We start from the raw sequence: 17,839 nt of genomic DNA on the forward strand, positions 1-17,839 counted from the left end.
ATCATTCTTATTGTCAATAAGACACATCAGATATTGGGCTATCAACTCAGATTTCTATCCTCAAACCAAACCGAGTCAGGACTGGCTTTGAATGCCATCATCTTCTGTAATAGCTCAACTGGTTCCTTCGCATTAATGACCAGATCCCTGTTATTTGGCTTCAGCAATCTGTGTTCAACCATTACATCCAGCTGTGCAAACAAATGGTCATAAAAGCCTCCAACGTTTAGTACCCCAATAGCCTTATTATGGAGTCCCAGCTGCAGCCATGTCAATACTTCAAAAAACTCTTCCAAAGTCCCGAATCCGCCAGGCAGAATAATAAACCCATCTGAAAGATCAGCCATCTTCTGTTTACGCTGATGCATATTTTCCGTAACAATCAGTTCAGTAACTTCAAGATTCCCAACTTCCTTATCTAATAAAAACTGAGGTATCACTCCAGTTACCAGTCCTTTGCGTTTCAAAACTTCTTCCGAAATAATCCCCATTACTCCAACACTGCCCCCACCATAAATCAAACGTATATCATGATCTACAAATGCCTGAGCCAGATTCTCCACAGCTGCTCTTAGAACAGGATCGCCATTAAAATTGGCTCCACAATAAACACAAATCGATTTCATCAGCATATAATTTTCAACAAAAATGCCTTAAATAGATTTTAAAACAACAATGCTTGCCGAAATATTTTCAACAAGCATTAATTTCTTTTTACTTTATGCTGGACAAGGACTACAACTGTTTAACAAAAACAGCATTCGCAACAGCTCCACCCTTTCCTAAAACAAGTGAGCCCGGATCAATTATATTTACCCACGTTCTGGCTGTCACACCACTATTACCTGCCACATAAACATCCCCGTTATGGACAAATACAGAATTTGCAGAAGATTTCCTGACACCACCCTCAGTAGGTGCGTTCAAACCTGCGGGCTTCATATTTTTCCATAAAATAGCTCTGGATGTACTACCATCATATTCATATCCTGCAACAAACACATCTGCTCCATTTACAAAAACAGAATTTGCAACTGCTTGTTTGTCTCCTGTTGTGAGATTGGCAATCACTCCATTTTTCCATATTCTGGCAATAGATCTTGGTAAAGGAATTACACTTGAACTTTCATTACCTGCCAGATCCCGGTCAGCAGGATCTACATTTTCTGTGCCTGCAACATAAACATCATTACCACTTACAGCAATAGATTTTGCGGTAGCCTGTCTGGTACCATCACTTAATTGCGTGGCAATTCCATTTTTCCACATCATGGCCACACATTTTTGCTCTTTGTTATATTCATAACCAGCTGCATATACATCTCCTCCATTAACATAAATTGCATAAGCCCTGGAAAACTCCGGTCCGCTGGTCAATCTGACAGCCACTCCATTTTTCCATATAGTTGCTAATCCATGGCTAAAGCCGGAAACATAAACGTCTGTTCCATTTACAAAAACAGAATAAACAGATGAATACAGATCTGTAGCCAGTACAGTAGGAGCTCCATTTTTCCAAATCACACACTTTCCACCATCAATACCTGCTACATAAACGTCAGTTCCGCTTACATAAACAGAATATGCTTCTGCCCTGTCTGCTGTTCCATCAGTTAATGCGGTAGCAGTCCCATTTTTCCATAGAGTGGCCACAGAATACATTTTATTACTATAATCCCAGCCTGCTACATAAACATCCCTTGTTCTAACGGGATCAGGTGGAACTACTATAGGTGGTTTAACGGGATCGGGCGTAGGATTACTCTTTTTAGAACAAGAGATAAGCAGGGCTAATAACCCAATGGAAAAGATTACTTTCAGATTTTTCATTCTTATATCGTTTCATGTTGAACACTGATAATCAGTTCACTAAAATAAAAAATAATTAACACCCTACAACACATGATGAACATAAACTGAAATAATTATTTCTTCATACCAATGGATTATTACCTGGTTGAACCCGTTAACATCAGAACAAAAAAAATATGCTATGTGAATACATAGCATATTTTCAATAAAGTACAGGATAAATCCTAGCGAGAATAATTTGGAGCTTCTTTAGTAATAGAAATATCATGTGGATGACTTTCTCTCATACCTGCTGCAGTAATTCTAACAAACTTAGCTTCCTGTAACTCTTCAATAGTTGCAGCACCACAATAATGCATACCAGCTCTCAGGCCACCAACATATTGATATATAACTTCAGCCAATGTTCCCTTATAAGGAACTCTGCCTACAATACCTTCAGGAACCAGTTTAGTTACCACATCTTCTTCATCCTGGAAATAACGATCTTTAGAACCATGTTGCATTGCCTCAACAGATCCCATACCACGATAAGATTTAAATTTACGTCCTTCATATATAATAGTCTCTCCTGGTGACTCTTCTACTCCGGCGAATAATGAACCTGCCATAATTGAACTTGCACCAGCGGCAAGAGCCTTAACAATATCACCCGTTTGTTTGATACCACCATCAGCTATAACAGGGATACCTGTGCCTTTTAAAGCCTGCGCACATTCATAAACTGCATATAACTGAGGTACTCCCACACCTGCAATAATTCTTGTTGTACAGATTGAACCTGGTCCAATACCCACTTTAACAGCATCAGCACCAGCTTCAGCAAGTGCCAGAGCAGCATCTGCAGTAGCAATATTACCGGCAATAACCTGTAAATCAGGGAAACGGGCTTTAATAGCCTTAACCATATCAATAACACCTTTCGAATGTCCGTGAGCAGTATCAACTGTAACAACATCCACACCGGCTTTAACCAAAGCAGCAACACGGTCAATATTATCAGCAGCAACACCTACAGCAGCACCTACTCTAAGACGGCCTCGTTCATCTTTACAGGCTTTAGGATAGTTTTTATATTTCTGGATATCTTTAAAGGTGATTAAACCTGCAAGATGACCTTCTTTATTAATTACGGGTAATTTTTCAATTTTATAATCCTGAAGAATTTCTTCAGCCTGAATCAGTGTAGTACCTTCAGCAGCAGTGATCAGATTTTCAGAAGTCATTACTTCAGAAACCGGACGCTGCATATCCTTTTGGAAACGCAGATCACGATTGGTTATAATACCAACCAGTTTATTATCATTGTCTATAACAGGTATACCACCTATTTTATATTTAGTCATGATCTGGAAAGCATCTGCAATGATAGCATCTGCACGAAGAGTTACCGGATCTTGTATCATACCACTTTCAGAGCGTTTAACTTTACTGACTTCTTCAGCCTGACGCTCAATACTCATGTTTTTGTGCAACATACCAATACCACCAGCCTGAGCAATTGCAATTGCAAGTCCGGATTCGGTAACGGTATCCATTGCAGCAGAAACTACTGGGACATTAATACGAATTTTTTTTGTTAAATAACTTCCGGTGTTTACATCACGTGGAAGGACTTCAGAATAGGCTGGAACTAATAATACGTCATCGTATGTTAGTCCTTCGGCAATAAATTTTTGGGGATCGAGTTGCATAGCAAATAATTAGGAGTTATTACTTGCCGGGCAAATTTAAATAAATTATTTGTAATACGAAACTTTTCTCTCTAATAAATCATAATCAGAGAGAATCTGACAATCAGATTAAATCTCTGTACCTTCCTCCGGCTCGCAATGTTGTCTTAGCTGCTTTGGTCCCTGAGGCCAGATATAAGAAGTAGTTTGTTTTTTCCAGCCAAGTTTCTGATAGAAATCACCCTTTCCCGGTGCAGCAGTCAGATTTACAAAGTGATAGTTATCCAGCTGACCATTTAGCATATTAATGATTTTTTTTCCCAAACCATTTCCCTGAAAATCAGGATCTACAACTATATCTGCCATTACAGCATAATAGCGGCCGTCACCTACTACCCTGCCAAAAGCAATAATCTGATCTTCATAATAAACAAATAAAGTCCAGGTACTTTTTTTGAAAGCAGCCTCGATTTCCGGCTCTACCCTGGTTCTCCATTCAATCTTTGAAAAAAGCTCACAAACGTAAGTCCAGTCTACCGTAGACAAATCATGGTTTATTTTATAAACAAGATTATTAATATCTATTTTTTTAAGCGTCATAAATATAGGTTACAACCAGTCTCCTACTAGAAATGGTCAGTTATTTGGCGCAAATATGAACAAATATTTCAGCTAAAAAAACGGCAGAAAAGAAAAGGAGCTTTTTTTATCATTTATATTTTATTTCCACAAAGAAGAATACAATTCCTGAAACTTAAAAATATTTAAATTTAAAAATGTTTTTCCATTAGAAAATTTAAGATTAAAATTGCAGAACAAAACACACTCTCATGATTAAAAAAATAAACCTTTTTTTAATAGTCCTGCTATTGATAAAATTTGAGGTTTCAGCACAAAAAACACAAAAACAGCTTCCCGTTTTTAAATATGGAAAAGTGACTCCTGAAGAATTCGACACCAAACCTAAAGGTGCCGATTCAGCTGCTGCTGCCGTTAAGCTTTTTGATGTGGGTAATGGTTATTTTGATATTGGTCCGGGTGGCAGCTTCATCTATGTATTTGAACGCCATGTCAGATATAAAATCATTAACAAAAAAGGTTATGATCTGGCAGACCTGGAAATAAGATTATACCGTGATGGTAAGGGTAACGAAGAAAAAATGGACAACATCAATGCCGCTACCTATAATCTGAATAATGGTAAAATCGAAGTCAGTAAAATGGCTGGAGATGCAAAATTCACCAATTATCAGGACAACAAACACATTATTAAAAAATACACTCTTCCTAATATCAAAGAAGGTTCAATTATTGAATATCGTTATAAAACAAAATCAGATTTTATTTTTAAACTTGATGACTGGTATTTTCAGGGCAAATATCCAACTATTTACTCTTCATTTTGCATAAATATTCCCGATTTTTATAGCTACAAGTTCGATGCAGGCGGTTATTATGACATCAACAAGCTTGATGCTGTTGAAAATACTCAGAATATGGTTATAACCAACGCGGCAAATAAATCAGAAACCATTTCTGTAAAGACAGTAAAAACACAATACTACATCGAAAATATTCCCGCAATTAAAAATGAAAGTTACATTACTACGCTGGATGATTATGTCAGTAAAATAGGATTTGAGCTCAACTCAACCAATTTCCCGGGGAATGGCTATAAAGCTTATACTTCTACCTGGCCAAAGATTATCAAAGAAATGATGGATCATCAGAATTTCGGTGGCTTTATTCAGAAAAAAAATCCAGGTAAAGAACTAATCAAAGAGATTATCAAAGATGAAACCAGCCCTGAAGGAAAAATGAATCTCATTTTCAATTATGTCAAAAACAATATTAAATGGGACAATAAATATCGTGTTTATACCGAAGCCAGCAATCCGAAGGCCGTTATAGAAAAAAGATCGGGTAGTTCATCCGAAATCAATTTGCTCCTGCTTAACCTATTAGATGCTGCAGGTCTGGAGAGCTATCCTGTCATCATCAGTACCAGAGAAAATGGTACGCATCCTGGTTATCCGCTGGCCAGTAAGTTTAACAGTGTTATTGTAATGACCATAATTGATGAGAAAAAACATTTATTAGACGCAGTAGATAAAAATAACACTCCAGATTTGCTGAGTTACGACAATTTAAATCACCGCGGATTAAAAATGGACCGGTCAACTTATGATGGACAATGGATTTCTACTGATTTTACTACGCCCAGCAGAACCAGTGTTTTTTATAACCTTACTTTAGCTCCTGAAAATAAATTCAAAGGGACACTATCTATCTCTAAAAACAACTACGACGGTGTAGAAAGAAGAAATTCTTATCAGGCAGCGACCAGCGAAGAAGAATTTTTAAAAGAATATAAAAGAAATAAGCCGGGACTGGAAATCAGTAATTATAAAATAGAAAATCTCAATACCCCAGAACAGTCGCTTATAGAAAACATGGATGTTACTATTGATGACAATATTGAGGAAGCAGGTAACCTTTCCTATTTCATGCCATTATTATTTGAACGCACAAAAGAAAACCCATTCACTCTGGAAGAACGGAACTATCCTGTGGACTTTGCACATCCAAATGAGCATAACTATCATTTATCCATTGAGTTCCCGTCAGATTACAAACTGGATCAACTTCCTAAAAGTGAAAAATTCACTTTACCAGATGGCGGTGGATCATTTACAATGCTCTATACTACCGAAGGAAACAGATTGAGTATGGTCAGTAAAATTTCCATTCTAAAACCAATTTTCACGCCCGAGGAATACTATAATTTAAAAGAGCTCTATAAAAACATCATCCGTAAACAAGCTGAACAAATAGTATTCAAAAAAATATGAGACTAAGTATTTTTCTTTTCCCTTTCCTGATAAGCTGTACAATTATAACTAATGCACAGGAAGTTTATGATGTTGCCAATATCCCTGCAGATTTAATGCAAAAATCAACTGTAGTTGTTCGCAATGAAGAGCAGAATCTCGTGATTAAAAGTCAGAATAGTGCTATCATGAGCTATAAAACGGCAATCACAATTCTGAGTAAAAATGGTGAGGGTAATGCTGTGATGTCTGAATATTATGATAAGTTTTCTTCCGTATATAATCTTAAAGCAGTAATGTACGATGCAAAAGGAATAAAAATCAGAACTTATAAAACCTCTGATTTCAAAGACGAAAGTATTACTTCAGATGGAACAATGTATGATGATAACCGCATTAAAAAACTCGAATTTTTAAATGCAACCTATCCGTATACTATTGAGTATAGCTATGAAAAAAGCTATAATGGTTATATCTCTTTTCCTTCCTGGACACCAATAGGCTCATATGATTGTGCATTGGAAAAATCTGTTTACACGCTACAGATCCCAAAGACAATTACGTTTAAATATCTGAAAAGCCAGGATCTTAAAACAGATTCGGCTGTAATTAATGATAAAGTAACTTATAAATGGTCTTGTCAGCATATCAAATCATTTGAATATGAACCTATGTCGACAGGATTGAAGGCCGTTACGCCATGGGTAATGGTTTCGCCAAATGATTTTGAATATGACAATTCAAAAGGCAACGTCGAAAACTGGAAAAATCTTGGCTCCTGGATCTATCAGTTAAGTAATACCGTGCAGCCTCTGCCAGAAACAACTAAAGCCAATGTTCAGAGGTTGATTGCCAGCACCAGAACTGACAGGGAAAAGATTGCTGTCCTTTATCAGTATTTACAATCAAACACAAGGTATGTAAGTGTTCAGCTCGGAGTTGGAGGTTTCAGACCAATAACAGCAGATAAAGTAGCAGCAGTAAATTATGGTGATTGTAAAGCGTTATCGAATTATATGAAAGCCCTGTTATCTGAAGCTGGCATACAATCAAACCTGGTCATTCTTGGATCCGGTATACCTTCGCTTAATACAAAATATGCAAGTTTTGGACAGGCCAATCACATGATCCTTTGTGTCCCTGCAGCAAAAGATACAACCTGGCTGGAATGTACAAGTCAGTATACGCCGATGGGATATATCGGGAATGATAATTCTGAAAGAACTGTATTATTGGTTACAGAGGCAGGCGGTAAACTGGTAAATACTCCTGTTTACAAACCTGAAGACAACTATCAGAACCGTATAACTACCGTCGTCTTAGCTCCGGACAGATCTGCTGATGTTCATATCAAAACTTCTTACAGCAACTCTCAGTATGAAGATCAACTGGGAATGATGCTGATGGAGCCCACAGAACAACGGAAAAGAATAATGAAAAGCCTTGGGATACCTAATATGGAAATCTCATCTGCAAGCTTTATGCAACCAGACAAAAGCATCCCGAAAATAGAAGAAGACATTGTGTTAAAAAGTTCACAAATGGTGAATCAGGGAGGGGATAAATTATTTGTGACTTTGAATCTGCTTAATAGAAGAGAGAGTGTACCTGCAAAAGTTGAAAACAGAAAAACTTCTTTTTCTGTTCCTTATGGATTCAAGGATACGGATGTGATCACTTATACTTTGCCACAGGGCTACAAAGTAGAGTTTATCCCTCAGGATATCTCAGTGGAATCAGAATTTGGCAGATATACAGCTCAGGTAACACTAAAAGATAATACGATCGTCTATACCCGAAATCAGACGATGAACAGTAAGAAATATGCTCCTGAAAAATATAAAGATCTGGTAGATTTTTACAAGAAAGTCTATATGGCGGATAAACAGAAAGCAGTACTGGCTAAAATTAATTAGCCAGTACTCACTTATTTTTTCCCTACTACAACTTTAGTGAAATCAGCTGTATTCATATATTTATTAGCTAAAATCTTTATCTCTTCAGCCGTAATGGATTTTACAGTGTGAATATAATTATCATAATAATCATACCCTAATCCTGAAAAATAGATGTTTTTAAATTTATCAGCATGAGAGAATGCATTTTCAAGGCTTCCAAGCATCGAACCTAACATATAGTTCCGTACAAGGTCCAGTTCTTCTTCAGAAACCAGCTCAGCTTTCAGCAAATCAATCTCCTTTTCTATTTCTATTAATGCGAGACTGCAAACATCAGCTCCGACTTCCGTCGAAATGAAAAAGTAACCGGCATCCTTTAAAGACACTATAGCAGAACCGATACCATAAGTATATCCTTTATCTTCACGAATGTTTGCCATTAATCTTGAACCAAAATAACCTCCAAGTAAACAGTTCATCACCTGGAAACCTGCAAAATCTTCATGAGACCGGTTAATACTTACAGACCCCATTCTAATTGCAGATTGTATTGCGTCAGCACGTTCAATAAAAATCTCACCTTTTACCGTACTGCTAAAAGAAAATTGGTTTATTTTAGAGATAGCCTGATTATTCCATCCTTTACCAAAATTTGCATCCAGTAAATCAAATTCAGCTTCGTCAAATTTACCAGCAACAAATATTGTACAGTTTTCAGGCTTATAAGCAGCGCTGAAATAAGCCAGTAATTCTTCTCGTTCTATCTTCTGGTAATCTTCCACTCCTATATCAGAACCATAAGTAGAAGTTCCGAAAATAGCATGAGCAAAGTTTTTTCTGGCAATAAAGTCATTCTTCTGCAGACTCACTTTCAGAGATTGCTGCTGATTTTGTTTAAAAATATCAAGCTCCTGCTGAGGAAAAATACTTTCATTCAGTATTGACCATAAAATAGGCAATACGGATCCCAGATGTTTGTTAAGCGTATATATTTTAATACTAGACTGATCAGCACCATAATCAGTTTGCAAAAAGGCACCATAATAATCCACCTTATCGGCAATTTCCCTGGCAGTAAGTTTAGCTGTACCATTATTAATCAAATGGTTTACAGCTATAGCCTGCAATGGCCTGGATTCATCCCAGTTTACATTTTCAAATACAAATTCAATACGAACAAGCTCCTGTTTTCCGGCATTAACAGTAAATACCTTAATTCCATTAGCTAATTCCTGTTTTTTAGGAGCTATAAAATTTATATCATTTACCTGTCTCGATTCAGGTATAAGGGTTCGGTTAAGCATTTTCGGAAGTTAAATAGTATAAAGTTGAACATTGCTCTCTAACGAAAGTCTTTTTGGCAGCCTGAAGTATTTTTGCTGCGTCAACAGCAAGATACTTCTGAATTTCAGTATTTAATCCATCAGCATCACCTAATAATTCATAATAAGCAAGATTCATTGCTTTATCAAGCAGGTTCATCTCAGCAAATACCATGATAGACTCCGATTTATTTTTCACTTTTGTTAATTCTGTCTCACTAACCTCTTCTGTAGCAACTTTATTCAGTTCTGCCCAAACAGCTTTCTCCGCAGCTTCTACAGTTACACCCTCACTCAGTTTCCCCTCTATAATAAACAGTCCTTCATCCAGACTACTGGTAATGTAAGCATGAATATCACTGAATAACTGCTGATCTTTCAATAAACTATTATATAATCTCGAAGATTGTCCCTGAGAAAGCACATCAGACAATAGATCATAGGTCTGAAAATCAGCATCTCTGCGAGCAGGCATTTTAAAGGCCAGATAAAATGCATTTAAAGGTACGTTAGCAATAACAGTTTCTTTACGCTCTTCAGTCTGAACAGGCTCCTGAGGTAAATTTCTGACGTATTTATCTCCGGCAGGAATAGGACTGAACCATTTTTCTGCCAGCAGCTTAATATCTTCTGTTTTTACATTCCCCGCTACTACCATAATAGCATTCTGCGGATTATAATGTTTTTTAAAGAAGGCTTTCACATCCTCCATGGAGGCATTCTCAATCTGCGCGAGATCTTGTCCTATAGTTGCCCAGCGATAAGCGTGTTTTTTATAAGCAAGCGGTCTTAATTTCAGCCAGACATCACCATAAGGCTGATTTAAATATCTTTGCTTAAATTCTTCACAAACTACATTACGCTGTGTATCCAGACTTTTCTCAGAAAAGGCAAGACTCAACATACGATCGCTTTCCAGCCAGAAAGCTGTTTCAATATTAGTAGCAGGTAAAGTGATATAATAATTGGTTATATCATTGCTGGTGAATGCATTATTTTCGCCTCCTACTCTTTGCAGGGGCTCATCATAACTTGGTATATTAACTGATCCTCCAAACATGAGATGCTCAAAAAGATGGGCAAAACCAGTTTTCCCTTCTTCTTCATCCCTTGCGCCTACATCGTATAAGATATTTAATACAGCCATAGGTGTTGTATCATCTTCGTGTACCAGAACACGTAAGCCATTAGCTAGTGTAAAACGATTAAAATCTACCATAAATATATATATGCTGCCAAATATAGGAATAATGATTCAGGCTGAGGAGCCCGTTTAAATTTAGATAATGAAATTTAAACGTACCCCAAATGTGATAATTTCGTGAAATAAAAACAGAAGAACAAATGGTATATTTGTCGTATGAATACTGCCGAATTATTACAAAGGGCTCTGCAATTCGACTTTTTAACTAAAGAAGAGGGCGTGTTTTTGTACCACAATGCCGCTACAGCCGAACTGGCTTTTGTTGCAAATGAACTGAGAAAAAAACAAGTACCAAGCGGAAAGGTTACCTGGCAAATTGATAGAAATGTCAATACAACCAATGTTTGTATTGCCAATTGCAAATTTTGCAATTTTTTCAGAAGACCAGGACATGATGAAAGTTATATCACAGATATAGAAACATATAAGGTTAAGATTGAAGAAACTTTCCGCCTGGGAGGTGATCAGTTATTACTGCAGGGTGGTCATCATCCAGACCTGGGACTTGAGTTTTATGCTGACCTGTTCAGAAAATTAAAAGAACTTTATCCTGATCTTAAATTACATGCTTTAGGTCCTCCTGAAATCGCACATGTAGCTAAACTTGATAAACTTACTCATACAGAAGTTCTAAGTGCATTAAAAGCTGCAGGTATGGATTCTTTACCTGGAGCAGGTGCAGAAATTCTGAATGACAGGGTACGCAGACTGATTTCCAAAGGAAAATGTGGCGGACAGGAATGGCTGGATGTTATGCGTGCTGCACATCAGCTGGATATCACTACTTCAGCAACAATGATGTTTGGTCACGTTGAAACCATAGATGAACGTTTTGAGCATCTGGTATGGATCCGGGAAGTGCAAAGCGAAAAACCAGAACATGCAAAAGGATTTCTGGCCTTTATTCCGTGGCCATTTCAGGATGATGGTACCTTGTTGAAGCGTTTAAGAGGTATTACCAATGATGTTTCCGGAGATGAGTATATCAGAATGCTGGCATTGAGCAGAATTATGCTGCCAAATATCAAAAATATACAAGCCTCATGGCTCACTGTAGGTAAAAATGTAGCTCAGCTATGTTTACATGCAGGAGCTAACGATTTTGGCTCTATCATGATTGAAGAAAATGTAGTTTCGGCTGCAGGTGCGCCACACCGTTTTACGGCAAAAGGAATTCAGGATGCGATCAGAGAAGCGGGTTTTGAGCCTCAGTTAAGAGGTCAGCAATATAATTACCGTGATCTTCCCGAACACTTAGAAGAGCAGGTGATCAATTACTAATTATAAATTGATGTTATAAAAAAAGGAAGAGAGTATGTGCTCTCTTCCTTCCCCATCATAGTCCCCCTCCAAAATTCTTATTTAATAAACAGACTGGCTATTGCATTTACCTGAGGCATTGTTAATGGCTCATCAAAAGCTTCTGTAGAAGCATTTACCGAAAAACCAAGTCCCGGAATATTTATTCCCAGCTGTGTTACATTATCTTCACCCGCATAACTAGATGCAGCTGCAGCAACGCCACTGTCGTTTGCGCCTGTAATCCATGGTTTCAAAGCCGTTACTCCACCACCGGCAGGAGCTTTACGCATCTGACGGATGTGAGAAGCATGACGAGCTTCAACAGAATGAATCTGTAATGCAGTTTGCAGTACCCCCGGACTACTCATTAAATTACCAGCCTGACCTTTATATGCTCTTACTCCGGTATCTTCAAACACCTGTGCCACAGCAAGAAAAGTAGGATAATCAGAAAACACAGTTGGAAAATTCCCTTTTGCAGTAAAATCAAATGAGGCTGCAGTATAAACTACCGGGGTACCACCCGAAGCCGTAATCGCTCCTTTCAGCAAATTCACATGTGCCAGTTCATGATCTCTGATTGTATTAATTGCGCCTACAGCAGGGGTTCCTGCAGGGATCAGTCCTGCGGTTCCCGTACCTGTCTGATAGAAATAATATTCCAGATATTCCAGAGTCAAAGCAAAATTCAATACCCCGATCACACTTGCTGAGGTTTGCCCATAAGCTTTTTTAAACATAGATCCCAACGCCAGTGGCAAAGCAGCAACAGCTACTTTTGAACCGAAATCAAAAAATGATTTCATTGCTGCTCTGCGTGGATTTAAGCGTTCATACACTTCTGCATCCACTTTTTCAATTTCTTCTAATATGTTAATGATATTCATGATTTCCAGGTTAAGAAGGTAAATTTGATGCGTTAATTGACGTTTTGAGATATGCCTTAGCGATCGTCAATACCTGAACAGGTGTTCTTGCACCATCAAGTCCATTCGCATCAACAGCAGTAGAATCAGCAAAAGTACCGTTGGAGATCAGATCACGAATCAATGCAGCATGACGCGCTTCAACAGAAACTATTTTCCCTGCAATCAATAAATATTCTGATGATTTCAATAGTTTGCCAGCCCCATTATAAGCTGAAACTCCCAGATCTTCAAATGCTTTGGCAGTACCAAGAACACTTGCTCTGTCCGCAAAATTGATAGATGAAAAATTTACTTCCAGATTTTGAATTGCGCCTGTACCCAGAGCCTTTTTAAAGAATTCTCTATGCGCGAGTTCATGATCCCTGATGTCAGTAAGCAGCGCAAGCTCAGCAGCTGATATATTAGCATATGGAGTTTTTACTACGGCATCATAAAATGCCCCCTCTAATTGTTCTAGTGCATAAGCATAATTTAATATGCCCGGATCACCACTACCTAAATCCACACCTGTATCAAGCCCTGGCGTAGTATTATGATCTTTTTTACAGCCCGCAGCTATTAAAGCCGCACCTGCCACCCCCGCTCCTGCATATTGCAGAAAAGATCTGCGTTGCAGTTTGGCAGTCAGAATACCGCTTTCCCGTTGCAGCAATTCTGTCTCTTGTTCTTGTAAACTTTTCATAAGAAATATTTTATAATTATGGTTCAACAATGTGAGGGCCCCCATGATTATACGATGACATACGTCAGATAAAATCATTTGGTTTTTGACTTTTAGAGAAAAATTCTTGTCTACCCCATTTTTTTGATAATTTCACCTTATAAAAATATCGGCCTGTGTTTAATGTGATTATAGTAGATGATGAAGAATTTGCGCGCTCTTCACTATATTTTCTTTTACAGGAAAATTGTGAAAACGTGCACATTTGTGGGATTGCAAAATCAGTAGATGAAGCAAGAGAACTGCTCTCACAATATGAAGTGGATCTCATTTTTTTAGATATCGCCATGCCAGGAAAAAATGGCTTTGAGCTTATACCAGATACGAAACAGAGTAATATACAGGTCGTTTTTACCACTGCCTATGACCAGTATGCTTTGAGAGCAATAAAAGCAAATGCATTGGATTATTTATTAAAGCCAATTGACATAGATGAGCTCAAAGAATCAGTGGAAAAAGCGTCAAAACAGATACGGCTTATTGACCAGGAATCTGACAGAAATGAACGCTTAAAAAATTTAGCAAATAATTTAGCAGACAGATCAGAAATAAGAAAATTAAGTTTGCCAAATGGACAGGGATATACCCTGATTGACATCAATGAAATTATTCATATTGAAGCAGACAGCAATTATTCTATCTTTCATCTGGATAACAGAGAGAAGATTACTGTTTCAAAAGTTCTAAAGGATTATGAAGAAATTTTGCCTGAGGATCAGTTTATCCGTATTCATAAATCCAGCATTGTGAACTTAAATTATCTTAAAGAATACAGTTCCAGAAATGGTCTTGAAGTTTTGCTGAAGAATGGAGAAAAAATTGCTGTATCAAGACGAAGAGCAAGTATTTTTGCAGAAAAAGTAAAACAATACACTAATTTCACCAGTGATAAATAAAGCCAAAGCTTTCGGTATAAGAGGAATAGTCCTGATCATCCTTTTACTTGTTTCAGGTACTTACAGTTATGGTCAGACTACTTTCATTAAACATTACAGTACCAAAGATGGTTTACCGAGCAATAGTTGTTATTTTATCCTGCAGGATAAAAAAGGTTATATCTGGGTCGCGTCCGATGCAGGTGTAAGCAGATTTGATGGAAAAGTTTTTGAAACATTTTCAGTTGATGACGGATTACCTGATAATCAGATAATCAGGCTGAATGAAGATCGCTCCGGAAGAATCTGGTTTTCATCATTAAATGGTCAGCTCAGTTATTTCAAAAATGGTATCATTTACAACGAAAGCAATGATAACCTGCTTAAACTCTTAAAATTCAATGGTGTTGTCACTTCATTCTTTGAAGACAGTAAAGGCAGTATATGGTTTGGAACGAATAAAAATCTGCTGGCCAGATGGGATGGCAGATTTCTAACTAAATACACCTCGGTCAATCCTTCCAGTCAATTCATCAATACTTTTATTTACGAAGATCAATCAGGAAGAATATGGGCGTCAAGCGCACATTGTCTGCGTATTTTTGACGGAAAAACATTTAACAAGACAACTTTTCATATCAGTCCCCTATCCTATAGAACTGCTAAAAACCTACCAGATAAAACCATGTATTTCCTCGACCGGGAGGGCTTGAATTTTAAAAATGGTACGCAGCAACAATTGACTATGAAAATCGACAGCTCTTTGCTGGCAGATAATCCAGGTTATTTTTATGCTGAAAATAAGCATGACTTATGGTTAACCACAGGTTCCGGAGTCTATCATCTGGAAGCAGATGGCACAAAAACACATTATCTGCATAACCTGACCACAAATCAGGTTACCAAAGATACCAGAGAAAATATGTGGTTTGCCACAAGCAATGGCATTTATATGCTGCCCAAGAAGTCAAAAAGAGTTTATATCGTAGACAATTATCATGGCCTGAGCAATAATATTGTAAAAAGTGTATTGAAAGACCATAGCGGAAAATTGTGGTTAGGTCTGGAAAATGGAAAAATAAATATACTCAGTAAACCTGATTATAAGATCAATAAAATTGATCTGCCTGACCAGAAAAAATTCAGCAGCATTAAACAAATCAGTACGGACACAAGTGGGGAAACTATATTTTTCAGCTCAGATTATGGCCTGGGAATGCTTTCCGCAAAAAATGCAAAGACAAAAAACATCAGATATCTGCGGGAAACTCATAATTCGGGTTTTGTACTTAAAAGTTTTAGTCTCAGCAGTAAAAATCAGCTTTCACTTGCCCTCTCCTCAGGCGTGGTTATGCTGAATGATCCATTTAACAAATTATCATTCACATCATCAAATTATAAAGAAGGTGAAAATTTCTTTAGTAGCAGAGCTTATCGTGTCTATTATGACAGAGATGATAATCTATGGTTTTCCAATGTGAATGGCCTGGCAGAATTATCTGGAGGAAAACTGATCAGGCATTATCAGCATCACCCTCTTCTAACCAAAAGGATTAATGATATTGCCCAGTTACCTGACGGAACTATAGTTCTGGCTACGGATGGATACGGATTACTTTTTCTCAAAAATAATTTGCTTATCAGGCAGATCACAAGAGAAGACGGGCTAGCTAATAATATCTGTAAAAAACTATTTATACAAAAAGATCATGTGTGGGTGATTACCGGTGGTGGAATAAACAGGATCTTTCTGAACGGAAAAAATCCTGTAGAATCATTTGAATACACAAACAATCTGCTTGATAATGATATTAATGAACTATTCGTGGATCAGGATACAGCATATTTTGCTACCAACCATGGATTGGTCTTCTTTGCCAATACCCCTTTTGACCGGAATAAAGAAGTCCCGAAAGTATTAATTTCTGCTATTATCAATAACAGAAAACCCTTGAGTATTAATACCAGTTCCTTCAATTTAGCACCGGCAGATAACAATATTACTTTCTATTACAGTGCACTCGATTTTCAGAACAATTATATTTTATACCGTTACAGACTAAAAGAGACCAGTCCATGGACTGAAACCAGAAACAGAAGACTGGAATTTTCTTCACTGGAGCCAGGTATCTATAAATTTGAACTCAGCGCCAGAACAAATAACAGCCAGTGGAGCAAGCCAGTTGAAGTTAGTTTCATACTAAAAGCGCATTTCTGGCATTCCTGGTGGTTTATATTTCTCATTCTTCTTATTGCCAGTTTTAGCTTTTATAAAATAGCTGTAATTGTGACCAAGCAGCAAAAAGACAAAGAACAGCAAAGACTTTTATTAAAGAATAAAATTCTAATGCTCGAACAACAGGCACTCCAGGCTATGATGAATCCACACTTTGTCTTTAATGTAATGAACTCTATTCAGCATTATATTAATACCAAAGACACTTCATCAGCAAATAAAATACTTACTGGTTTTGCAAGACTGATCAGAAAAAATCTGGATATCTGTACCAAAAGCTTTATTTCCATAGAAGAGGAAATTGAATACCTGTCGCTTTACCTGGTTCTTGAAAAGAAGAGATTTGGAGAAAAATTCAGTTACACTATTGATATATCGCCTGATATAGATCAGGATGAGACTATGATTCCTTCTATGATTTTACAGCCTTATATAGAAAATGCGATCTGGCATGGGCTGATGCCCAAAGATGATGGAGGTAGTATTGCTATTGTCATTAAACATGAAGGAGCTGATCATTTACTGATTCAAATTATAGATGATGGTGTTGGAATAGACAATTCCTTAAGCATAAAAAAAGATAAGCATGAAAGTAAAGGAATGAGTCTGACACAGGAAAGAATAAATCTGATCAACCAGATTGAGGTAAATCCTATACAGATTAGTATTAAACAGAACGGTGATTCAGGTACAACTATCTCTATTTTAGTCCCAAACAGATAACATTTACCGTTTACTCAATGATACCTACCACTTACTAAGTATTATTCGTTTAAAATTAAAATTGCATTAAACTTGTTATAGATATTAAAACAAACAAAGTTTGTAAAAAGCGTTCTTATAGAATTGGCAAAAGATATTTTTAACCTAACCTAAAACTTATCTCAATTCAGGTTTCATTTGTGTGTTAAAAGTGGTAAAGTAAAAACTTTACCACTTTTTTTTTGCACTTATACCCCGTTTACTATTGATCTGATCAGCAACCTATTGAAGAACTTCCGCTGAAATTTGAAAAAAGTTCTTTTTTTGAAAAGCT

13 protein-coding genes are annotated in these 17,839 nt (G+C 37.1%); 5 read left to right on the forward strand and 8 right to left on the reverse strand.

The annotated features are described in order from the left end of the window. Window positions 1–41 precede the first annotated feature (41 nt). From PL_RS07320 to PL_RS07335, 4 genes are all read right to left on the reverse strand, one after another. Window positions 42–626, reverse strand: a complete 585-nt coding sequence (locus PL_RS07320; RefSeq protein WP_041884913.1) for a TIGR00730 family Rossman fold protein — start codon at window positions 624–626, stop codon at window positions 42–44. Window positions 627–735: 109 nt separating this feature from the next. Continuing rightward, the gene (locus tag PL_RS07325; RefSeq protein WP_041884866.1) at window positions 736–1,830 is read right to left on the reverse strand and encodes a hypothetical protein; all 1,095 of its coding nucleotides are present in this window, start codon (window positions 1,828–1,830) and stop codon (window positions 736–738) included. 206 nt (window positions 1,831–2,036) lie between these two features. Next, window positions 2,037–3,506 (reverse strand): IMP dehydrogenase, encoded by a 1,470-nt coding sequence (gene guaB, locus PL_RS07330; RefSeq protein ID WP_041884865.1) that lies wholly within the window; start codon window positions 3,504–3,506, stop codon window positions 2,037–2,039. A 108-nt stretch (window positions 3,507–3,614) separates the two neighbouring features. Next, complete coding sequence (locus PL_RS07335) at window positions 3,615–4,085, reverse strand: GNAT family N-acetyltransferase (RefSeq protein ID WP_052496499.1); 471 nt, start codon at window positions 4,083–4,085, stop codon at window positions 3,615–3,617. 230 nt (window positions 4,086–4,315) lie between these two features. Here PL_RS07335 and PL_RS07340 point away from each other — a divergent pair, with 230 nt between their 5' ends. Both PL_RS07340 and PL_RS07345 read left to right on the forward strand, forming a co-directional pair. Further along, window positions 4,316–6,337: a transglutaminase domain-containing protein gene (locus tag PL_RS07340; RefSeq protein WP_041884864.1), complete on the forward strand. Its 2,022-nt coding sequence runs from the start codon at window positions 4,316–4,318 to the stop codon at window positions 6,335–6,337. Then, window positions 6,334–8,232 (forward strand): DUF3857 domain-containing protein, encoded by a 1,899-nt coding sequence (locus PL_RS07345; protein WP_041884862.1) that lies wholly within the window; start codon window positions 6,334–6,336, stop codon window positions 8,230–8,232. Before PL_RS07340 ends, PL_RS07345 begins: the two co-directional genes overlap by 4 nt. Window positions 8,233–8,243: 11 nt before the next feature. Here the strand turns inward: PL_RS07345 and PL_RS07350 are convergent, their stop codons facing one another. Together PL_RS07350 and PL_RS07355 are read right to left on the reverse strand one after the other, a co-directional pair. Next, on the reverse strand, window positions 8,244–9,518 hold the full coding sequence (locus PL_RS07350) for a M16 family metallopeptidase (RefSeq protein WP_041884860.1): 1,275 nt from the start codon (window positions 9,516–9,518) through the stop codon (window positions 8,244–8,246). Then, window positions 9,511–10,755, reverse strand: coding sequence for a M16 family metallopeptidase (locus PL_RS07355; protein WP_041884859.1), 1,245 nt, complete (start codon window positions 10,753–10,755; stop codon window positions 9,511–9,513). Before PL_RS07355 ends, PL_RS07350 begins: the two co-directional genes overlap by 8 nt. Window positions 10,756–10,896: 141 nt before the next feature. Between PL_RS07355 and mqnC the strand changes: the two genes are divergently transcribed. Further along, window positions 10,897–12,021, forward strand: a complete 1,125-nt coding sequence (mqnC, locus tag PL_RS07360) for a cyclic dehypoxanthinyl futalosine synthase (RefSeq protein WP_041884857.1) — start codon at window positions 10,897–10,899, stop codon at window positions 12,019–12,021. Window positions 12,022–12,098: 77 nt separating this feature from the next. Here mqnC and PL_RS07365 read toward each other — a convergent pair whose 3' ends face one another. Both PL_RS07365 and PL_RS07370 read right to left on the reverse strand, forming a co-directional pair. Further along, a complete protein-coding gene (locus PL_RS07365; protein WP_041884855.1) occupies window positions 12,099–12,929 on the reverse strand; it encodes a ferritin-like domain-containing protein in 831 nt (276 codons plus the stop codon). Window positions 12,930–12,939: 10 nt separating this feature from the next. Then, window positions 12,940–13,653, reverse strand: a complete 714-nt coding sequence (locus PL_RS07370) for a ferritin-like domain-containing protein (RefSeq protein WP_041884908.1) — start codon at window positions 13,651–13,653, stop codon at window positions 12,940–12,942. Window positions 13,654–13,817: 164 nt separating this feature from the next. Here PL_RS07370 and PL_RS07375 point away from each other — a divergent pair, with 164 nt between their 5' ends. Both PL_RS07375 and PL_RS07380 read left to right on the forward strand, forming a co-directional pair. Continuing rightward, on the forward strand, window positions 13,818–14,588 hold the full coding sequence (locus PL_RS07375; protein ID WP_348621334.1) for a LytR/AlgR family response regulator transcription factor: 771 nt from the start codon (window positions 13,818–13,820) through the stop codon (window positions 14,586–14,588). After that, window positions 14,578–17,526, forward strand: a complete 2,949-nt coding sequence (locus tag PL_RS07380) for a sensor histidine kinase (RefSeq protein WP_348621336.1) — start codon at window positions 14,578–14,580, stop codon at window positions 17,524–17,526. Before PL_RS07375 ends, PL_RS07380 begins: the two co-directional genes overlap by 11 nt. The last annotated feature ends 313 nt before the right edge of the window (window positions 17,527–17,839 follow it).

The sequence above is a fragment of the Pedobacter lusitanus genome, from assembly GCF_040026395.1.
Taxonomy (GTDB): Bacteria; Bacteroidota; Bacteroidia; order Sphingobacteriales; family Sphingobacteriaceae; genus Pedobacter; species Pedobacter lusitanus.